14 protein-coding genes are annotated in these 18,027 nt (G+C 37.5%); 11 read left to right on the top strand and 3 right to left on the bottom strand.

The genetic code is table 11. The annotated features are described in order from the left end of the window. The first annotated feature begins 227 nt into the window (after positions 1-227). The 9 genes from AACQ38_RS00470 (at position 228) to AACQ38_RS00430 (ending at position 9,381) form a co-directional block, all read left to right on the top strand. Entirely contained in the window at positions 228-1,514 is a 1,287-nt protein-coding gene (locus AACQ38_RS00470; protein WP_011148295.1) for a beta-ketoacyl-[acyl-carrier-protein] synthase family protein, read from the top strand. Continuing rightward, the gene (locus AACQ38_RS00465) at positions 1,507-2,622 is read left to right on the top strand and encodes a beta-ketoacyl synthase N-terminal-like domain-containing protein (RefSeq protein WP_011148294.1); all 1,116 of its coding nucleotides are present in this window, start codon (positions 1,507-1,509) and stop codon (positions 2,620-2,622) included. Before AACQ38_RS00470 ends, AACQ38_RS00465 begins: the two co-directional genes overlap by 8 nt. Before the next feature lie 34 nt (positions 2,623-2,656). Beyond that, positions 2,657-2,905 (top strand): acyl carrier protein, encoded by a 249-nt coding sequence (locus tag AACQ38_RS00460; RefSeq protein WP_011148293.1) that lies wholly within the window; start codon positions 2,657-2,659, stop codon positions 2,903-2,905. 23 nt (positions 2,906-2,928) lie between these two features. Beyond that, positions 2,929-4,476, top strand: coding sequence for a class I adenylate-forming enzyme family protein (locus AACQ38_RS00455; RefSeq protein WP_165577157.1), 1,548 nt, complete (start codon positions 2,929-2,931; stop codon positions 4,474-4,476). Next, positions 4,476-5,918 (top strand): SRPBCC family protein, encoded by a 1,443-nt coding sequence (locus AACQ38_RS00450; protein ID WP_165577156.1) that lies wholly within the window; start codon positions 4,476-4,478, stop codon positions 5,916-5,918. Before AACQ38_RS00455 ends, AACQ38_RS00450 begins: the two co-directional genes overlap by 1 nt. A gap of 19 nt (positions 5,919-5,937) precedes the next feature. Continuing rightward, the gene (locus tag AACQ38_RS00445) at positions 5,938-7,092 is read left to right on the top strand and encodes an alpha/beta hydrolase family protein (protein WP_011148290.1); all 1,155 of its coding nucleotides are present in this window, start codon (positions 5,938-5,940) and stop codon (positions 7,090-7,092) included. Positions 7,093-7,948: 856 nt separating this feature from the next. After that, the gene (locus AACQ38_RS00440; protein ID WP_165577155.1) at positions 7,949-8,095 is read left to right on the top strand and encodes a hypothetical protein; all 147 of its coding nucleotides are present in this window, start codon (positions 7,949-7,951) and stop codon (positions 8,093-8,095) included. 76 nt (positions 8,096-8,171) lie between these two features. Continuing rightward, complete coding sequence (locus AACQ38_RS00435; RefSeq protein ID WP_011148289.1) at positions 8,172-8,873, top strand: helix-turn-helix transcriptional regulator; 702 nt, start codon at positions 8,172-8,174, stop codon at positions 8,871-8,873. Between the two features lie 274 nt (positions 8,874-9,147). Next, positions 9,148-9,381 (top strand): hypothetical protein, encoded by a 234-nt coding sequence (locus AACQ38_RS00430; protein WP_165577154.1) that lies wholly within the window; start codon positions 9,148-9,150, stop codon positions 9,379-9,381. Positions 9,382-9,516: 135 nt separating this feature from the next. Here the strand turns inward: AACQ38_RS00430 and AACQ38_RS00425 are convergent, their stop codons facing one another. Both AACQ38_RS00425 and AACQ38_RS00420 read right to left on the bottom strand, forming a co-directional pair. Continuing rightward, on the bottom strand, positions 9,517-9,861 hold the full coding sequence (locus AACQ38_RS00425; protein WP_011148288.1) for a hypothetical protein: 345 nt from the start codon (positions 9,859-9,861) through the stop codon (positions 9,517-9,519). A gap of 779 nt (positions 9,862-10,640) precedes the next feature. Then, positions 10,641-10,862 carry a hypothetical protein gene (locus AACQ38_RS00420; RefSeq protein WP_165577153.1) on the bottom strand — a complete coding sequence of 74 codons (222 nt, stop codon included), beginning with the start codon at positions 10,860-10,862 and terminating at the stop codon, positions 10,641-10,643. Between the two features lie 30 nt (positions 10,863-10,892). Between AACQ38_RS00420 and AACQ38_RS00415 the strand changes: the two genes are divergently transcribed. After that, positions 10,893-11,993 carry a cytochrome P450 gene (locus tag AACQ38_RS00415; RefSeq protein WP_207631743.1) on the top strand — a complete coding sequence of 367 codons (1,101 nt, stop codon included), beginning with the start codon at positions 10,893-10,895 and terminating at the stop codon, positions 11,991-11,993. A 287-nt stretch (positions 11,994-12,280) separates the two neighbouring features. Here AACQ38_RS00415 and AACQ38_RS00410 read toward each other — a convergent pair whose 3' ends face one another. After that, complete coding sequence (locus AACQ38_RS00410) at positions 12,281-15,184, bottom strand: RHS repeat-associated core domain-containing protein (RefSeq protein WP_165577151.1); 2,904 nt, start codon at positions 15,182-15,184, stop codon at positions 12,281-12,283. A gap of 1,712 nt (positions 15,185-16,896) precedes the next feature. Here AACQ38_RS00410 and AACQ38_RS00405 point away from each other — a divergent pair. Beyond that, a complete protein-coding gene (locus tag AACQ38_RS00405; RefSeq protein WP_011148285.1) occupies positions 16,897-18,027 on the top strand; it encodes a LuxE/PaaK family acyltransferase in 1,131 nt (376 codons plus the stop codon).

Genomic DNA, 18,027 nt, shown 5'->3' with positions numbered 1-18,027 from the left:
AAATAACCAAATGGATATTAAAGTGGAATTATGGCTTGGTGCTTATTTTCAAGAAATTTGGTTAGGAGATAAAAATCAAATATATATGACAAATATAATTTTATAGATAAAGTAGTTTAATATCACTACTTGCAGATAACGATTTTCTTAAATGAAAATGGGTAAGTTTTATATTAATAAAATTTGCCTGAGTAAATGTTTATTCTATTTCTATCGAGATAATTATTGTGATAATAAATAACAGAAATGAATCTCAACCACGTAGAGTTGTGGTGACAGGGCTAGGTGTTGTTGCACCGACAGGTGTTGGCGTTAATGAATTTTGGAACAATATTCATAACGGGAAATCGGGAGTGAGTAAATATGAGTGGGGAAGAGAAAGATTTGGCTTTAAAAGCGGAGCAATAGGACAAGTTTACGGTAGTGATGGCAATAACAAAGAGTTTGTTCTGAAAAGTGAGCGTAAATATCTCCAGTTTGCGCTAGATGCCGCTGAGATGGCGATGCAAGATGCAAATTTAAGACCCTCAGACATTGATGGTCGACGTTTTGGTGTTGCGATAGCGACAGCGATTGCCGATGCTGCGGGAATGGAAGAGTGTTTACTCAGAATCACCAAAGGGGGCAAAGAGAATATTCACCCTGATTTAATTAAATCAGAAGATTACGACAGCTTTGATTTCAGCTCTGCCGCAACCTCTGTTGCGAAAAAATATGGTGCATCTATGTCCGTCAGTAACATATCAACCGGATGTGCGGCAGGGCTTGATGCATTAGGCATTGCGATGGAGCATATCCGTTATGGCAGAGCGGATATTATGCTGGCTGGTGCAAGTGAAGCGCCACTTTGTCCACTCTCTATCGGCTCTTTTGAAGCTTTAGGGGCGCTATCATCAAGAGAGTTGGAAAATCAGCAAGCAGCAACTTGTCCTTTTTCCCTTGAGCGGGATGGATTTGTGATTGCAGAAGGGTGTGGAATATTAATTTTAGAGTCTTATGAACACGCTAAGCAGCGTGGAGCACATATCTATGCTGAATTAGCAGGGTACGCATCCGTCAATAATGCTTATCATATGACTGACTTGCCCGCGGATGGCATGGCAATGGCACGATGCATTGATATGGCATTGAAGGATGCCCAGATATCGCCATCAACGGTAAATTATATTAGTGCTCATGGCAGTTCTACAGCGCAAAATGATATTAACGAATCAAATGCGATTAAATTTGTTTTGGGTGAAAGTGCATTTGGTATTCCAATTAACTCATTAAAGTCAATGACAGGTCATGCTTTAGCCGCCGCTAATGCGATCGAGTCTGTAGCATTATGTCTTGAAATAGAAAAGCAGTATGTTCACCCAACAATTAATTATCAAACGCCGGATCCTGATTGCGATTTAGATTATATTCCTAATCAAGGTTGCTCATATCCAATTAAGACCGCGTTAAAATTATCAAGTGGTTTTTCTGGTATTCACAGTGTTATTGTTATGAGGGCAGTAGACAATGCGTAAAAGAGTTGTCGTTACCGGTGTTGGTGCAATACATCCTGATGGCAATGATGTCACTGCCATAAAATCAAAAGTCATTCAGAAGTTATTGGGACAAGAATCGAAAAACAATACCACCGCAAGTTCTATAATAAGGACATTGAGTGATTTCGATGGCGCGAAATATATCAATAACCGCTTAAGACGTAAAATTGATGAATTTTCGGTTTATGGTATCGTTGCCGTTGAAATGGCATTAAAAGCGAGTAGATTGGATGTCGATAAGCTTGATCCTAATCGCGTTGGCATATATGTCGGAAACTGTTTTGGTGGATGGCAACATATTGAGGATGAAGTTAAAGCGCTCCATATTGAAGGCATAAAGGGAATGGGGCCTTATGTTGCCACGGCATGGTTCCCTGCGGCACTTCAAGGGCAATTGTCACTGCTTTATGGTTTTAGTGCGCAATCTAAAACGTTTTCCACCTCCGATGTGGCAGGGATGCAAGCAATAGGCTATGCGGCGGAAGCAATTTCTAATGGTGTTGCGGAAGTGATGTTATGTGGTGCGTCAGAACATCTTTCCAGCCCATTAGTTAAAAATTTACTGGAGAAAACGTCAAGCCAGAAACACTCTGAGGTTTTTGGCGAAAAACAGCCAGGAGACTTTTCCGAAGGCGCGGCATTTCTGGTGCTGGAAGAGAGACAACATGCTTTAGAACGTGGTGCTTCGATATTGTGTGAATTAACCGGCTTTGTTGATTATTTTGCACCGGATAAAAATACTAGAAATAACACCTTAGAATATACCGCTGAACTGTTCAACCATAATGAAAATGCTGTATTTATTATGGATGGAATATATGATGATGAAAAAGAAATAACGAGTAAGGCTTTCTCAAATAAAGAGATAAAAACATCATTTATAAATCTGAGGCCCTATTTGGATAATCAATTTTCAGTCAGTGGCGTGATTGATTCAGTCCTGGCGTCATCATTCTTGTCAGAAAGTCATGGGGATGAGGAACAACAATCTAAAAAAATCAATGAGTTTTCAAATACTAACCAAATAATCATTCAGCGCTTTAGTAATCAAGGTCATGTGTGTGCGTTGAGTTTTTCAGCTATTTAATCTCTAAAATATGTAAGTACGCGAGGAAAAATATATGAATAATCATCCAGAAGTAAAAATAAAAACGATTTTGTCTCTTTTTCTTAACATTAATATTGATGATTTCAATATGGATGCAAACCTTGCTGATGCCTATGATATGGATTCTACGGAATTAGCTGACTTGGCAAAAGAGATTGAGAAAGAGTTCGGTATTTCCGTGACGAAAAGTCAATTCAGTCATTGGGAAACAGGAAGAGCAGTCCTTGATTTCGTCTCATCAAGTTTAAACGATAAAAATTAACTGCTAATTAAAGGGAAACAGAAATGAAACTAATCTCTATGTTGTTACATTCAGGGCGTGGTAACTTACATCATGATTGTATTATCACTAAGGATTATCACTATACAAGAAAAGAGGTAATATCTTCTGTTTCCCATTTAATTGATGATTTACTTAGTCGAGGTGTTCAAAAAGGTAGTAAAGTCATTGTCATATTTGAACATGATGAATTAGGTATTTTCTTTTTAGCTGCGGCTAGTGCTATGGGGTTGCATTTATTAATGCCCTATAATTTATCATCAGCGACAATCGATGAATGGATTAATTTTACCAATGAAGTGCAATACGATTTTGTGGTTTACCTTAAGAAAGATAAACATTTTGTTGGAAGATTAAAAGAAAACAACATTAATGTGATTGATATTTCAGATCATAAGATCCGGGTCAGTGATGATATCGCGGAAATCCCAATAATAACTTATTCTCCGCAATCTATTGCTAACTTTATTGTCCTGTTCACCAGTGGTAGTACAGGTAAACCGAAAGCCATTAGTATTTCAGAATCATTAGTTTGTCGACGAATTTATTCGGTGACAGAGAAATTAAAATTCACTCAAGATGCTAAAATATTTATGTCAGGTTTGTTGAATAATACAACGGGAGTGATTTTTTCTTTCGGTTCATTATTACATCAATCAACACTTTTTATACCGGAAGACAGAAATGTAGAGAGATGGCCTGATTATCTTTCTCGTAATAAAATCACTCATATTATGTTACGCCCAGAGTCGATGAAGTTATTCGTTAAATCAACCGCAGAACATAATATCGATCTCTCTGACTTACAAGTTGTTGCTTATGGTGCCGCAGCGATGCCGCCTAGCGTACTGGAGAAAGGGCGTCAATTAATTGGCTGTGAATGGATGCAGGGATATGGGTTAAGTGAAACTTATGGTCCTTTTTGTTGGGTAGATGAGCAAGATCATCGTGATAAAAGATATCTCAATTCAATTTATTGTGTTGGCAAAATTGATAATACATTGGCGGTAGCGGTTAAACCTATTATAGGCTCATCTGATAATATTGGAGAAATTATAATAAGGGGTGAAAGTATTATGGAAGGATATTATGATGTCCTTTCTGGAGAAATAACACCTCCTGATGAGTGGTTTGCCACTGGTGATCTCGGTTATATAGATGAAGAGGGTTATTTAGTCTTAAAAGGACGTAAGCAAAATACTTTTATGAGTGCTAACGGACATAGAATTTATCCTGAAGAAGTTGAATCTATTTTATCCCGAATACCCAATGTGAATGTGGCTACGGTTGTTGGTTTTTCTTTCCATGAAAATGGTGTTGCTATTGATCAACCGGTTGCCTGCATGAGTGGCGAGATATCGAAGAAATCATTACCTGAAATTGAAGATATTATTTCATCATTTTTAAGTCGTAAACTCAGTAGAGAAAAATGGCCGGATTGGTTCTATGTTACTGATGAATACTTTCCAAAAAGCCATAATGATAAGATATTGAAAGCAGAGTTAATTAAGTCAATCGATCCTAAAAAACTATTTACATTGAGGAATCAATAATGAATTATGTAGAATCACATTCAATTATTTGTAATGCTCAGATAGAAGATGTATATGAAATTATTATTAATTCTGATAAATGGCCAGGAATGTTTGAACCTTGCCAGGAAGTAAAAACTCTCTTTAGGGATAAAGAAGGTGAAAAAATAGAAATTAAAGCCTTAATTAACGGTATATTAATGCAGTGGGAATCAAATCGTAAATTTTATCCAGAAACATTCAGTATAAAATCAAAACTGAATCCCCCAATGACATTAGTTAAAGAAATGGAAACGTCATGGCGCGTAATTAAAATCAATTCTCAGCAATGTGTACTGTTGTTGGAGCATTTATATGATCTTGAGTCTGAAGTAGCCGGGTTAATTGATGGTGTTGAAACAATAGAGCAGGCGCACCAATTTATTAGTAAAGCTATTGATACCAATTCAGTTAAAGAGCTCAATAATATAAAAAATATCGTCGAATCAACGGAGGGATCGGAAAAAGTATTAACAGGAACGATTACTCATTCAGTCGTATGTGAGGCGCCGGCACAGCAGGTTTATACTTTAGTTAAAGATGTCTCTTGTTGGACAGATATTTTTTCATTCTGTGATGGTGCAGAAGTTTTAAAGAGATCAGGTAATGAAGAATTAGTTGAAATCAAAGCAAAACAAAATAATAAAGCAGTAAGTTGGCAAACACAGCGATATTATTTTGATACTATTTACCGGGTTGATTATGTTATGCCTACACCGATGCCATTATTAAAAACAATGAATGGCAGATGGCAAATTATTCCTATTAATGATCAACGCTGTATTCTAACGGTACAAAGGAACTGGGGTTTATTAGAAGATGTCAGTGGTATCGTTGATGGTATTGATAATCATGACCAGGCTAATTCCTTTATTATCTCATTTATCAATGATAATACTCGAATGGAGATGGATAGTATAAAGAGCCAGGTAGAAAGTCATAAAAAATCAAATTTATTAACTTTCTCAGCGGGATATTATATTCCTCATCAGGTTGATGATGTTTATAAGATCTTTTTAAATATCGATGACTGGAGCAAGATATTACCGCATTGTGATTCAGTAAAAGTCATTTATAATGATGATAAACATCAAGAATTTAATATGGAAGTATCAACACCAAATGGAAATGAGACTTTCCGTAGTATACGATTCTGTGATGTGGATAATTTATTGATTGAATATTTTCAACCAGAGCCGCCTTTAGTATTAAAGTCTCATAGTGGTTCATGGCAGATATTGAGTAAAGGGAGTGGTTCGTACATTGTTTCTAGCCATGATGTTGAGTTAAATCATGAATTATGTGCAGTTAAATTTGGTACGGAAGATAAAGAAAAACAACGAGAGATAGTAAAAAATGCTATTTCAGAAAATAGTAAGAAAATGGTTTTTGCTTGCAAAGAGTGGTTAGACACTCGTATTTAGTAACTTAAAGGAAAATAAGATGAATAATAAAAATAAACCCAATAGAATTTCGCCAGAACTTCTTGCTACTTGTGGTTATTTTATGCCAAGAATATTCTTCTTAAATTCTCAATATGCTCCCCAAGTTCATTGGGGAGATGTTGTTGCGGCATTGAGTCATTTTCCGGCGGGAAACTTAGACTTATCCTCTGAAGAGTTTTGGTATGAATGGATGATTAATTGGTCAAAAGTGGGTGATAGCTATATTAATATCGCTAACTCGGCTAAGAGTGAAGTTAGTCATGTTCGTGCTTTGAGGAGTGCCGCTGCCTGTTATCATTGGGCAGAATTTATGTATTTTAGTGATAGGAGTAGAAAGATACAGCTCAGAGAGTATATTCGTTCATGTTTTTTATCTAGTATAAAATATAGTGATTTGCTGGTTGACCACCAATATATTGTCGTCGATAAATTTCATATGCCGTTCTTCCTTATATTCCCTAAAGGGTATAAAGAAGAAGAGAATCATCCTTTGCCTTGTGTTATTTTATCCAATGGATTGGATTCAATGACTGAAATTGAAATATTATCTTTGGCCGAGTTTTTCTTAGGGAAAAATATGGCGGTAGCTATATTTGATGGACCAGGGCAGGGAATAAATCTTGGGAAATCACCAATAGCTATTGATATGGAATTATATGTTAGCTCTATAGTTAAATTATTAGAAGATGATGCCCGAATTAATAGTAATCTTCTTTGTTTCTTAGGAATTAGTTTTGGTGGTTATTTTGCTCTACGCGTTGCGCAAAGAATTGGCGATAAATTTTGTTGTATCGTCAATTTATCCGGTGGGCCTGAAATAGCAGAGTTTGATAAGTTGCCAAGAAGGCTTAAAGAAGATTTCCAGTTTGCATTTATGCAAGATAATAGTCATATGCAGTCTATTTTTGACGAAATTAAATTGGACATCTCTTTACCTTGTAAAACTAAGGTTTTTACTGTTCATGGTGAATTAGATGATATATTTCAGATCGATAAAGTGAAAAAATTAGATCAACTATGGGGTGATAATCACCAGTTATTATGTTATGAATCAGAGGCTCATGTTTGCTTAAATAAAATAAACGAATATATGATACAAGTTTCAGATTGGGTTAGTGAACAATTTTGGCTAAATGGCTATAAAAAAGGTTAATTGATTTTATACCCAATGGATTTCAATATACATCGCGATGGTAAGGGAGCGAATCCCCGGGAGCATAGCAAACTATGTGACCGGGGTGAGAGAGTGCAGCCAACAAAGAGGCAACTTGAATGATAACGGGTATAGATCATAAAGTTATTAACCAATTGAGATATTGTTATTCGATATTAAAAATAAATTAAAGATAAGCTAAGGATTATTCATCTTGTCTAAAGAAATTTATTTTTTCAACAGAAGTTAAGGTTAAACCTATTTGGGTATGCCTTTTAGTTCCACTGCTATTTTACATTAGTAATAAAATCAAAACATCTTCCCAGGCATTACGAAGCGATATGTCAGAATAATAAAGCCATAATTTTTCTGCTGAGGTATTAACTGGCAGTATGAAAATTGACTTTAATATTTGTGTTTTCTTATATCATTAATACATAGTAAATTTACTTATGATAAGTTATCTTGTTGAGTGTAAGTTTTATTTTTTGTATTAATTAGCAGTATATTAAAATTTTAAATATTTGCGCTATGTTTGATGTTCGATATTTACTTTAACCTTGTTTCGGCGTAATGCATTGAACATTTACTCTTGACAGAGTTTGGTAATTATGTAAGACGGCAATAGCATTTTCGTCAATCCTGACAATTGAGGTCTATATTAAGTATAGGATTTCGAGTTGATGGTTTTATAGAGAAATCTCGATATTGTTCCATAATAGATAATTAAGAATAGATAGTTATACCCTATGGATTTCAAGATGGATTGCGACGGCAAGGGAGCGAATCCCCGGGAGCATAGATAACGATGTGAGCGGGGTGAGTGAGTGCAGCCAACAAAGAGGCAACTTGAAAGATGACGGGTATATATACCCTATGGATTTCAAGATGCATCGCGGCGGCAAGGGAGCGAATCCCCGGGAGCATAGAGAACTATGTGACCGGGGTGAGAGAGTGCAGCCAACAAAGAGGCAACTTGAAAGATGACGGATATATTGGGTAACTAGCTAGTAACGCAATATTATTTATTCAGTAAAACCTTATCCTATTTAATTTTTATTAAAATGAGGAGTTCGGAAATGTCAAGAACCGAAAGACTTATCGTATTATTGCAATACTTGAGACAGAGAAGGTACCCTGTCAGTGGTAAATTACTCGCTAGTGATTTAAATGTAAGCTTGCGCACACTTTATCGAGATATTGCTTTACTAAACAGTCAGGGGGCAAATATAGAGGGTGAGCCAGGTTTGGGCTATATATTACGGCCGGGCTTCATGTTACCTCCTTTAATGTTTACGATGGATGAAATTGATGCCTTAGTTTTGGGCAATAAATGGGTTATTGAACAAAATGATGTTGTTTTGGCTAAATCTGCTCATAGCTTTATATCTAAGATTGCCGCAGTGTTGCCTGAAGAACAGCGTGATCAGCTATATTATTCGCCAATGTTTGTAAAAACAGAAGGTTACAGCAAAGTTACAAATAATAACTTAATGTTATCTGATATCAGAAGGGCGATATACCATAAATCAAAAATAGTGATAACTTTTATTGATTTAAATAATACACATATTGTGAAGACGACCTGCCCACTGTCGATCTTTTTCAATAATGAATTCTTTTTAGTTTCTTGGTGTGAATTCAGTCATAATTTTCTTAAGTTACAAGTAGGGAAAATAGAGAAACTGGAAGTATTGTCTGAAAAATATATCCAAGATAGAATATTATTACTAAAAAAATGGAGTGAGAAAGAGGGATTGTCTGATAATAATTTATCCTAAATAAATGATTACGGATGAGTAATTTATGTGAGTATTTATCCTATTCATGTTTAATTGTTCTTTCTATTAAGTATAGAGTTGCAAATATAGAGTAAATTCTGATGGTTATCTGAACTTTCTACTTTTATTTATACTGAGGGTTCGAAAAGTTTAGTGATTTTATTAGGTTTGCTAAGATTCGGTTTTATTTGCTAAAAATTAGGGACGAGATCCCTTAAAGGATCGAGTGGACAAGAATAATTATTAGGAAAAAGCCCTAGAGTACCGATTGTGAATGGTAGTATATACCCTATGGATTTCAAGATGGATTGCGACGGCAAGGGAGCGAATCCCCGGGCGCATAGATAACTATGTGACCGGGGTGAGTGAGTGCAGCCAACAAAGAGGCAATTTGAAAGATAACGGGTATAAATCACTTAATTTGGTAATCTGGGGTAATGAACAACATAGGGTGGGTTTGAGATTGTGGATAATAAAGTTCAAGAATTTTTTCAGGGTAAGATTTTAATTCGATTAAACAAAGATCGTGATGCCATCACGATCTTTGTTTTGTCGACTTGCGAGCTTGTCTTTATGTAAGAGTGCTATTAATATTTTCTACATGATGCATGTTTCTTACATAAATAATGAAGTGGAAGAAAAGCTACCATTTCCATGCATCCGGGCTGGTGCCAGTGGGTAATACACTAATGCCAAAATCGCTAATTACAACAGCGACATAGATATCATTGTCATAACAATTTAATTGATATCTCCTCCCTTTTGCCGTCCATTGCCAATAATCATTTTTCCAACTTTCTGGATAGAATTCTTGGATAAGTGAAGCGGTTGCTGGATTTAATCCATCAACATTGAGAGTGCTCGTATTTCCAGAGCTGCTCCAAATCACATCACCGATTAAGTTTTCATTGGTAAGATTAATGACGAAAAAATAATGATTATTAATTTCAAGCATTTCCCCTTTTTCTTTTTCCTCAGATTCTCTCATCTTTAACTCCTGGTTAATGGGTAAAATGGGTGATTTTTATTGATCTATTAGTCACAGTATTTTATTACTATTCTGGATGGTTTGTTGTCTATGGGTTAATTTCATTTATGATGAGTAATAGTCAGAAATTATATATAATATGTTTTTATATTAGTGTAAAAATACAGAATATAAAGTATATCATCATGAATGTTTTACATGAATATTAAATGAAGGTTAATTGTGAATCGGAAAATGGTTTGAATAGCTATTTTATTGGGTTGGTATCTCAGGCAGGAAAAATAGGCCATTATGAGATGAATTTTTATAATATGTTGATTTTAATGATTTAATTAATTTTTCGTCTTTAGGGGGAGGAAAAATTTTGTGATATTTATCACGATTTATGTTAAAAAACGCGCACAAGTAACCATATTGAACTAAAAATAAAAAGCAATGTGATAATTTTGTATGGTGATTATTTTGAGTTGTTAAACGTAATGGAAATACAAATAGAGGGCATGTGGCAGAGTTATTTGAGAGGTTATGTTTTTAATTATGTGGCCTGAATATAGGTTAGAACGGTTTTATTTTTTATACCCGTTATCTTTCAAGTTGCTTCTTTGTTGGCTGCACTCACTCATCCCGGTCACATCGTTATCTATGCTCCCGGGGATTCGCTCCCTTGCCGTCGCGATGCATCTCGAAATCCATAGGGTATATATAAGAATAAGAGGTGAGTTTATATCAGTGTGAGGTCAGCCATTAATGGTAAAAAAGGTCTCTTGATTATAAATGGATTAACAGACTAAAAATAATAGCCGGTGAAATATCTTATGGTTTTTATACCCGTCATCTTTCAAGTTGCCTCTTGGTTGGCTGCACTCACTCACCCCGGTCACCTCGTTATCTATGCTCCCGGGGATTCGCGCCCTTGCCGTCGCGATGCATCTTGAAATCCATAGGGTATAGATGGCAATAAATATATTTATTGTCAAATAGCGTGAGAATTTATAACTCAAAGAGATGAAATTTACATAGGCGCATCTGTGATGAATGTTTTAATAAATGAATATAAGAAGAAAATGGATAGTGTAAGATTAGGTGATCCTGAGAGAAAGGGTTTTTTTTACGATGCAAAGCAAGCAATATGGCATTGCTATTCATATGATATTTGCTCTTATTTTCTGAACTCGGATTATGTGACTAAAAAGAAGTTGAGCATTCCGCTGGAAATATTTTCTGCGTCAGATCAGAGTAGAGTTGCCAGATTCATTCTTTATCTTAATAATTCTCTCATTTTTAATGATGATAAATATAATACTGATGCAGTAAGTTTTATACGTGGAAAATTTAATGAGATGAATTTTGAAGTCATCGCTAATGATCTTTTATCTCCTTTAAAACAGTGTGATTTTTTGACTGCAAAACATCTAAGGGGAGTGAATAACTTATTGGCTGCTTCTTTAGTGGGGTTGAAAGCTTCGGCGTTTTTTTCTGCTCATGCCCTGAATGTCGGTATGTTCTTTGATGGTAGCATGAGTGGGAGAGCGCATTGTGTATCGATTGCGGAATCTTTTATTGCTATATATCAGCAAGTTTTACGGCAAATAACCATCAACGGTGGGGCAGAGGATGTGATCCATATTGAAAAATTTGTGGCTGATCTATCGGTAACATTTATTGCCGCTCATGAAACGACGATGCAATTGATCATTGCCACATTTCTTTATATTAAAAGCCATGCAATCACGGTGACGGAAAATAATATTAAAAGTATTGTTACTGAAACCTATCGTATATCTAGCCCAGTTCTTGCGGTAGATAGAGTATTTAAAGAGAGATTGATATATAAAAATAGCTGTTTCAATAAGGGCGATCGAGTCCTGTTTTATACCGGATTAGCCAATTTTGATGCCACGGTTTTTGACCATCCTTACCAATTTCAGCTTGATCGTGAAGGCAGCCCACTTTCATTTGGTGTAGGCGTGAAAAAGTGTGTTGGTATGAATATCGCCATACATTTTACCTGCCAGTTGATAACCAAAATACTCTCTTGTTATCAACTTGATGATGTTGAAATTCATGAAGTCACTGTTGGCTCGTTAGCCATCGGTTGTTCAAAGTTTACATTGAAAATATCGAAGAAATAAAAGATTTTATAGAAAATAAGAATTTCACCTCTTTTTTCTTTCTCACTATTTTTCACTTAGTTTTCAGTCAGCTATTCCCAAGAAGTGGCAGAATTTTATATCTGGGTTTGAATTGGAGCATTGATGTTGGTTTATTCTACTTATTACTTTACAGTGTTGTCGTCTCAGGACGGCAACACTGTGTTATATCCGTTATCTATGCTCCCGGGGATTCGCTCCCTTACCGTCGCGCTCCATCTTGAAATCCATAGGGTATATGTTTAATATCCTTTCCCTGGATAAAGTTATTACGCTACAGAGTGTCTACGTGTCATTCTTCTGTAATTTTCTACTTTTCCTGTCATGACATTTTCTATACCGGACAATATTCCAGAACAATTATGACAAGCAGGGAAGTCTTGATTTGTTGCACCAACGAGTCGTTGTGTGAATATGTAGGTCTGACTCAAATGACTTGATAGATTTCCTCCATTTTTAGAAAATTCAGTGACCATATAATTTAAGGCTTGTACTTCAGCATGCAGGCCAGCAATACCTGCCATTTTAGGTAAAATGTTTTTGTTTTCCTTAATATGTGCTTTGATCCTCTGTTCAATCAGTGGGTGTAATGCAGTGCCTGATTCTTGATACGCTTTTTGTATACCCGCGATAAATTCTTTTTCATTAGCAACACGATAGCTGCCAAGATCCATATTTGGCCTCCAACGTTTGGATGTTTGAAGTTTATCGGGGTGGTACTGTTCGAAACCGGGTTTCGCTTTTTCGCTGATGAGTTGCACTCCAGGGAAGGTGTTTTTTGCACCTAAGCTACCACTCAGATTTAAAAATTTATCTTTATAGGTAGTATCATGCATAATACCTGCATGGGCAGCATATCCTTTTAGTTTTGCGTTTGTGAACGTCATTTCTTGGGATGTTTTTATTCTCTGTTTTTGTTTCTGTTTTACTTCCTTTGGTGTTTTCGCATCTTGCTCTTGTTGTTTCATTCCCTCTATTTTTTGCTCATTTCTTTCTGTTTCTTTTAATATTTCACCGGTGCTTTTAGTAAAATATTTGTATCTCTGCTCAACTCTTGGATTTTGTTTATACAAAAGTGGCGAAATGTCAGGTTTGTTTTGCGCAATGGCTAGATCAAGCCAGTCTAAACTTGAGAGCCCCATATTATCCGCAAGCGTAACTGGGTTATTCATCACCATACAATAGAGATTTAATCCATCAATAGTACCGGCCGGGTCCGCACTTAGCCATCTTCCCACCCACGGCTGATAATACCGATAGCCGTAATAATACAGTCCGGTGGCATCCCGCTCTTTACCAGAATACCGGATCGTTTTGTAACTGGCTTCTATCTGGTTTCTTGCGGCCCAGATCGCCGTACCGCCAAATGGATAGTACTCTTCTTGACTGATAATTTGCCCATCACTATCTAGCTCAAGCTGGCTGGAGCCAATGAGATTGTCATAACTGTAACGTACCTGATTATTGTTGATGTTTTCCGGTTTGCCGCTTTCCCAATGTAGAACTCGCACTTGCGCACGACCCGCTTCACCCACTGTAATAATCTGCAACTCTTCCTTCGTGATATCACCGTTTTGTGTTGTACGTAGTTCTAATCCTGACAGGTAAACGACTCGTCGTTGCTGGAGGATATTCTGCATTTGCTGTTTACTGACTTTTAACAGCCGCATTCCGTCGTTGCCATAGCGATACCACTCTATGTCGCTGTCACGGTCAGTGAGGTTATCCCGTTTTACCGGTGTCATCTGTTGTAGTTCACCTCGTGCATTCCAGTTTAGGTTTTGTCCCGGTAGTAATGTCTCCTGATGACCACCTGCCTGAAACAATGCATCCACTTTGGTCGGGTCAGTGGTCAAGGTACTCAGTACCGCGCGGTTGCTGCGGTTCGAGACGGTTATGTCTGTGGTGTAGTTGTTTTGGCTCGCGGGTGAGCTATGCCGGATTTGGGTCAGGTTGCCACCACGGTCATAGGAATAAGTGCGGGTGTAATTGGTATAAGTGTTGTTATCGGAAGGGAGTGCTGTAGAGGGGAGATTCTGATTCTGCTGGCCGATATTCGCCATTTCGCGCCCTGTTGCGCTTATAAGCTGATACAGGGAATCGTAGGTATAGATATTCTCTGGCACCATTTTCTGATTGCGCCAGAAGCGGGTCGTTTCTGCATCGTTACGGAGACTGATTATGTTGCCAACCGGATCATATTCATAACGTAAGTCTTGTAAAGCCTTGCTATCGGTTGAACGACGGGTTGTAATGCCAATCAGTCGCTGGGTTTCCGGCTCGTAACTATATTCGGTGATGATACCGTTACCGTGCTCTTCGCGTAGTTTTTGTCCTGTGGCTGAATAGGTTAGGGATTTAATGATAATCTGCTCTTTTTGGCCTTTTACTGTTAGCCAACTCCCTTTTAACTGACCGGCTACATCATAAGCCAGACGCTGGATATTTCCTTTGGCATCGGTTTGCGTCAACATAGCTCCGGTGGCATCCGTTTTGTTTTCGGTGGTGTATACATCGTTACTTAATTTCTTATCCCAGATCTTTTTATCATCGCCGAACCAATCCGCTTCTTGGCCATCAACCAGTAGCTGACGGGATTGTGATAAAGCCGCTCCGGTTAGGGAAAGGCGATTCAGTTGGGTCGCTCCTGCTGTATCGTAGTGATGTGCACACTGACCAGCAAGATTTTGCTCTTTTTCTGCCGGCGTGTTTCCAGCCCAGATGAGACGTTCGGTGATATGGGATGCCCTTTCGCCAGGCTCTTGTTCGGTTACGGATAGCAGACGACCGGGCAGAGAATTATCTTCATATTGCCGGGTCTGCTTGACACCCGTTGCCGTTACAGTCAGGACCAGACGGTTTTCAATATCATGAAGAGTGACAGTATTACCCGCATCGGCACTCTCTGTACGTAGGACGCTGCCCGTTAAATCATACTGCCAGAGAAAATTGGGTTTTACCGAGCTATCTTTCTGCCAGGCGTCATACAGGCGTGGGTCAATACTTTGGTGCAGGTGTCCGAGAACATCATACTGATGACGGGTGATACGGATATCACTATTTTTTTCTGCGGTAGCTCGGTGATAATGGATTTCACGGACATCCAGCCCACGGTTATCGTGAACAGTGATAGTGGGAGTGTGTTGGTAAATTTTGGGGTCAAAGTTGTTCATAATTTCCCTCTTTGTGGTGTTAACTCATTGTGGTGTTAAATAATTTTTTATCTGCACAGCAGCGAATGAATGTTAAGTTCCATTTCTCCATATAATGAGGATAACCTTTCTATTGAGATACTAGCGGTATGCAAGATTTCAGGGGATAAGCAGGAATATACCCGTTATCCTTCAAGTTGCCTCTTTGTTGGCTGCACTCGCTCACCCCGGTCACATAGTTATCTATGCTCCCGGGGATTCACTCCCTTGCCGTCGCGATGCATCTTGAAATCCATAGGGTATAATCTCATTCAGAAGTATGCTGCTCAACGGCGCTGCTGTAACCGAGCAACAGTAGCAAGTATAGGTAGACGTACACAAGTATCGTAGAAAACAGCGTTGGGATTTTTTGCTATCGCTTATGGCTGTTTTTTCTGTTAATAGGTGAATTTAACAAAATGAAAAGCAATTTATCTTTATTTAACATTTAGTTGTGTGTTGGGAATATTAACTAGAAATATAGTTATCTGTTGTAAATATGAGTTATTTTATTGGCTAAATAATTTTTGATATTCGTCCATATTCGAAACTCGGATGAGTTTGTCTGGCAGATATTTTAATCAGTATCACTGATTTAAACCTTTGCTTGGAATATACCCGTTATCTTTCAAGTTGCTTCTTTGTTGGCTGCACTCATTCATTCCGGTCACATTGTTATCTATGCTCCCGGGGATTCGCTCCCTTGCCCTCGCGATCCATCTTGAAATCCATAGGGTATAAATAATGTGATTATTTCATCGGGTTAATATTGAAATACATTATGAGTCAGATATTAGTTAATTTTATTTTGTTATCTTGACAAAATAAATAATATTTTATTGTAATTATTGGTTAAATTGTAAAGCAATGCATGGATATCGGCAATTATAAATATAAATGTTATATTTATAGTGTTATAAATGGAGGTTGCGGCTAAAATTAAGTGTTATATTTTGTGTATTTTAGATATTTGCAAAATAAAAACTTTTGGTTTTTTATTGAAATATCATTATATATAATATTGCTTATTGGCAATTCTTATTTTGGTTGTTATTGAAATATTTTATTCTTTCCGGGAGTTATAATGGTTGATAAAGAAATATTAACATGAATGATTAGTAAGATAGGTAAATTAATTATATAAAAGCAAATTTCTATCATAGGTATAGAAATGTGTTTTTTATTTTTAACTTTTTGATGGTTTTACTTCAAGTTTAGAGACTTTACCTGTTGGGAAATTGACGAGAATAAAGAAATAACGTTGTTGATTATTATACTAAATATTAATTTCGTAAATATCATGGAGATCTCAGCATCCTATTTGTTTTTCAAATGTTAAATATTGACTATAAATTCATATTTGATGAGTGATTATAGACTTTTTTCACCTGTTATTTACGCATAAATAATGATGTCCAAATTCGTTGATAAGGTTATTAAATATAAAATTTTTTATTACATTAGTGTTTATTAATTCATAATTGTTATGTTTTTATTATTTTTCTTACAAGGAATTAACAAATTTAAATGTTAGTTTTACCAGAACGGTGACCTGTTTTTATTTGGTTAAGGCGTTGTATTCAACATGTCATTATTTTTTCTTCGGCGGAATTGATTTGCCGGAGGTTGAAATAACGTACCTATTATTTTAAGGGAGTAAATGCCCTTTTTTCTTTAATTTCTGGAGACGACTTTTGACCTCTCTTGCTTATGTTGACGCCCTTTGCGCGCTTGATCATCCTTATCGGGTCGATAGCGTTTGCGACCAATTATTTGATGCTGCCATGCGTGAGTTGACGCTGTACCACTGTGAAAATACTCCCGGTTATTCTCAGTGGTTGAAGGCTAACGGTCTGGAAGTGGAAAGACTGGAGAAACTGGACGATTGGTCGCGTTTGCCGCCTATTTTCGCTAATTATTTCAAACGCCAGTTGTTGCTCAGTACCACGGGTAGGAATGCATTGGAACTGACCTCTTCTGGGACAACCGGCCAAAAGAGCCGTATGCGTTACGATGCACGTAGTATGCGTGCAGCTCAAAATATGGTTGAACGGATTTTCGAGTATTACGGTTGGAATACGCCGCAGCAGCCTTGTAATTACTTGCTGCTAAGCTATGAGCCTGCCGGTATGGTGACGTTGGGAACCGCGTATACCGATCAATATCTGTGCAAATATGCACCGGTAAACCAAGCCTGTTATGCACTGCGTCACAATGGAAAAAGCAATGAGTTTGATCCTTTTGGTGTGATCCGATCCTTACAAGAATTTGCTGCACAAGGGCTGCCGGTGCGGATCTTGGGCTTTCCTGCATTTTTGTGGTTCACGCTGGAACGGATGCAGGACATGGGGTTGCCGCCGGTGCAGTTGCATCCTGAATCACTGGTCTTTTTAGGTGGCGGTTGGAAAACGCACGCGGATAAAGCTATTCCAAAATCCTTACTGTATCAGCGTTTAGGGGAACAACTGGGTATTCCTGACGAGCGGTGCCGGGATGGTTACGGTTCGGTGGAGCATCCGGTGCCTTATGTTGAATGCCGAAATCACCATTTTCATGTGCCGGTCTATGCCCGAACCTATGTTCGCGATACCGCTAACATGGCGGTTCAACCCTATGGTAAGCCAGGTTTTCTGCATCTGGTATCACCTTATATCACTTCCAGCCCGGCACACAGTATTGTGGTGAGCGATTTGGCGGTGCTGCATCCCGCTGCTGAATGTGGTTGTGAGTTAGCTACCGATTGGTTTGAGTTACTGGGTCGTGCCGGTACCAGTAAAAGCCGCAGTTGTGCGATTGCCGCTTCTGAGTTGATAAAGGAGTCCTGA

The sequence above is a fragment of the Photorhabdus sp. RW14-46 genome (assembly GCF_963887965.1).
Lineage (GTDB): Bacteria > Pseudomonadota > Gammaproteobacteria > Enterobacterales > Enterobacteriaceae > Photorhabdus > Photorhabdus laumondii.
This window is presented reverse-complemented; position numbering and strand designations above follow the sequence as displayed.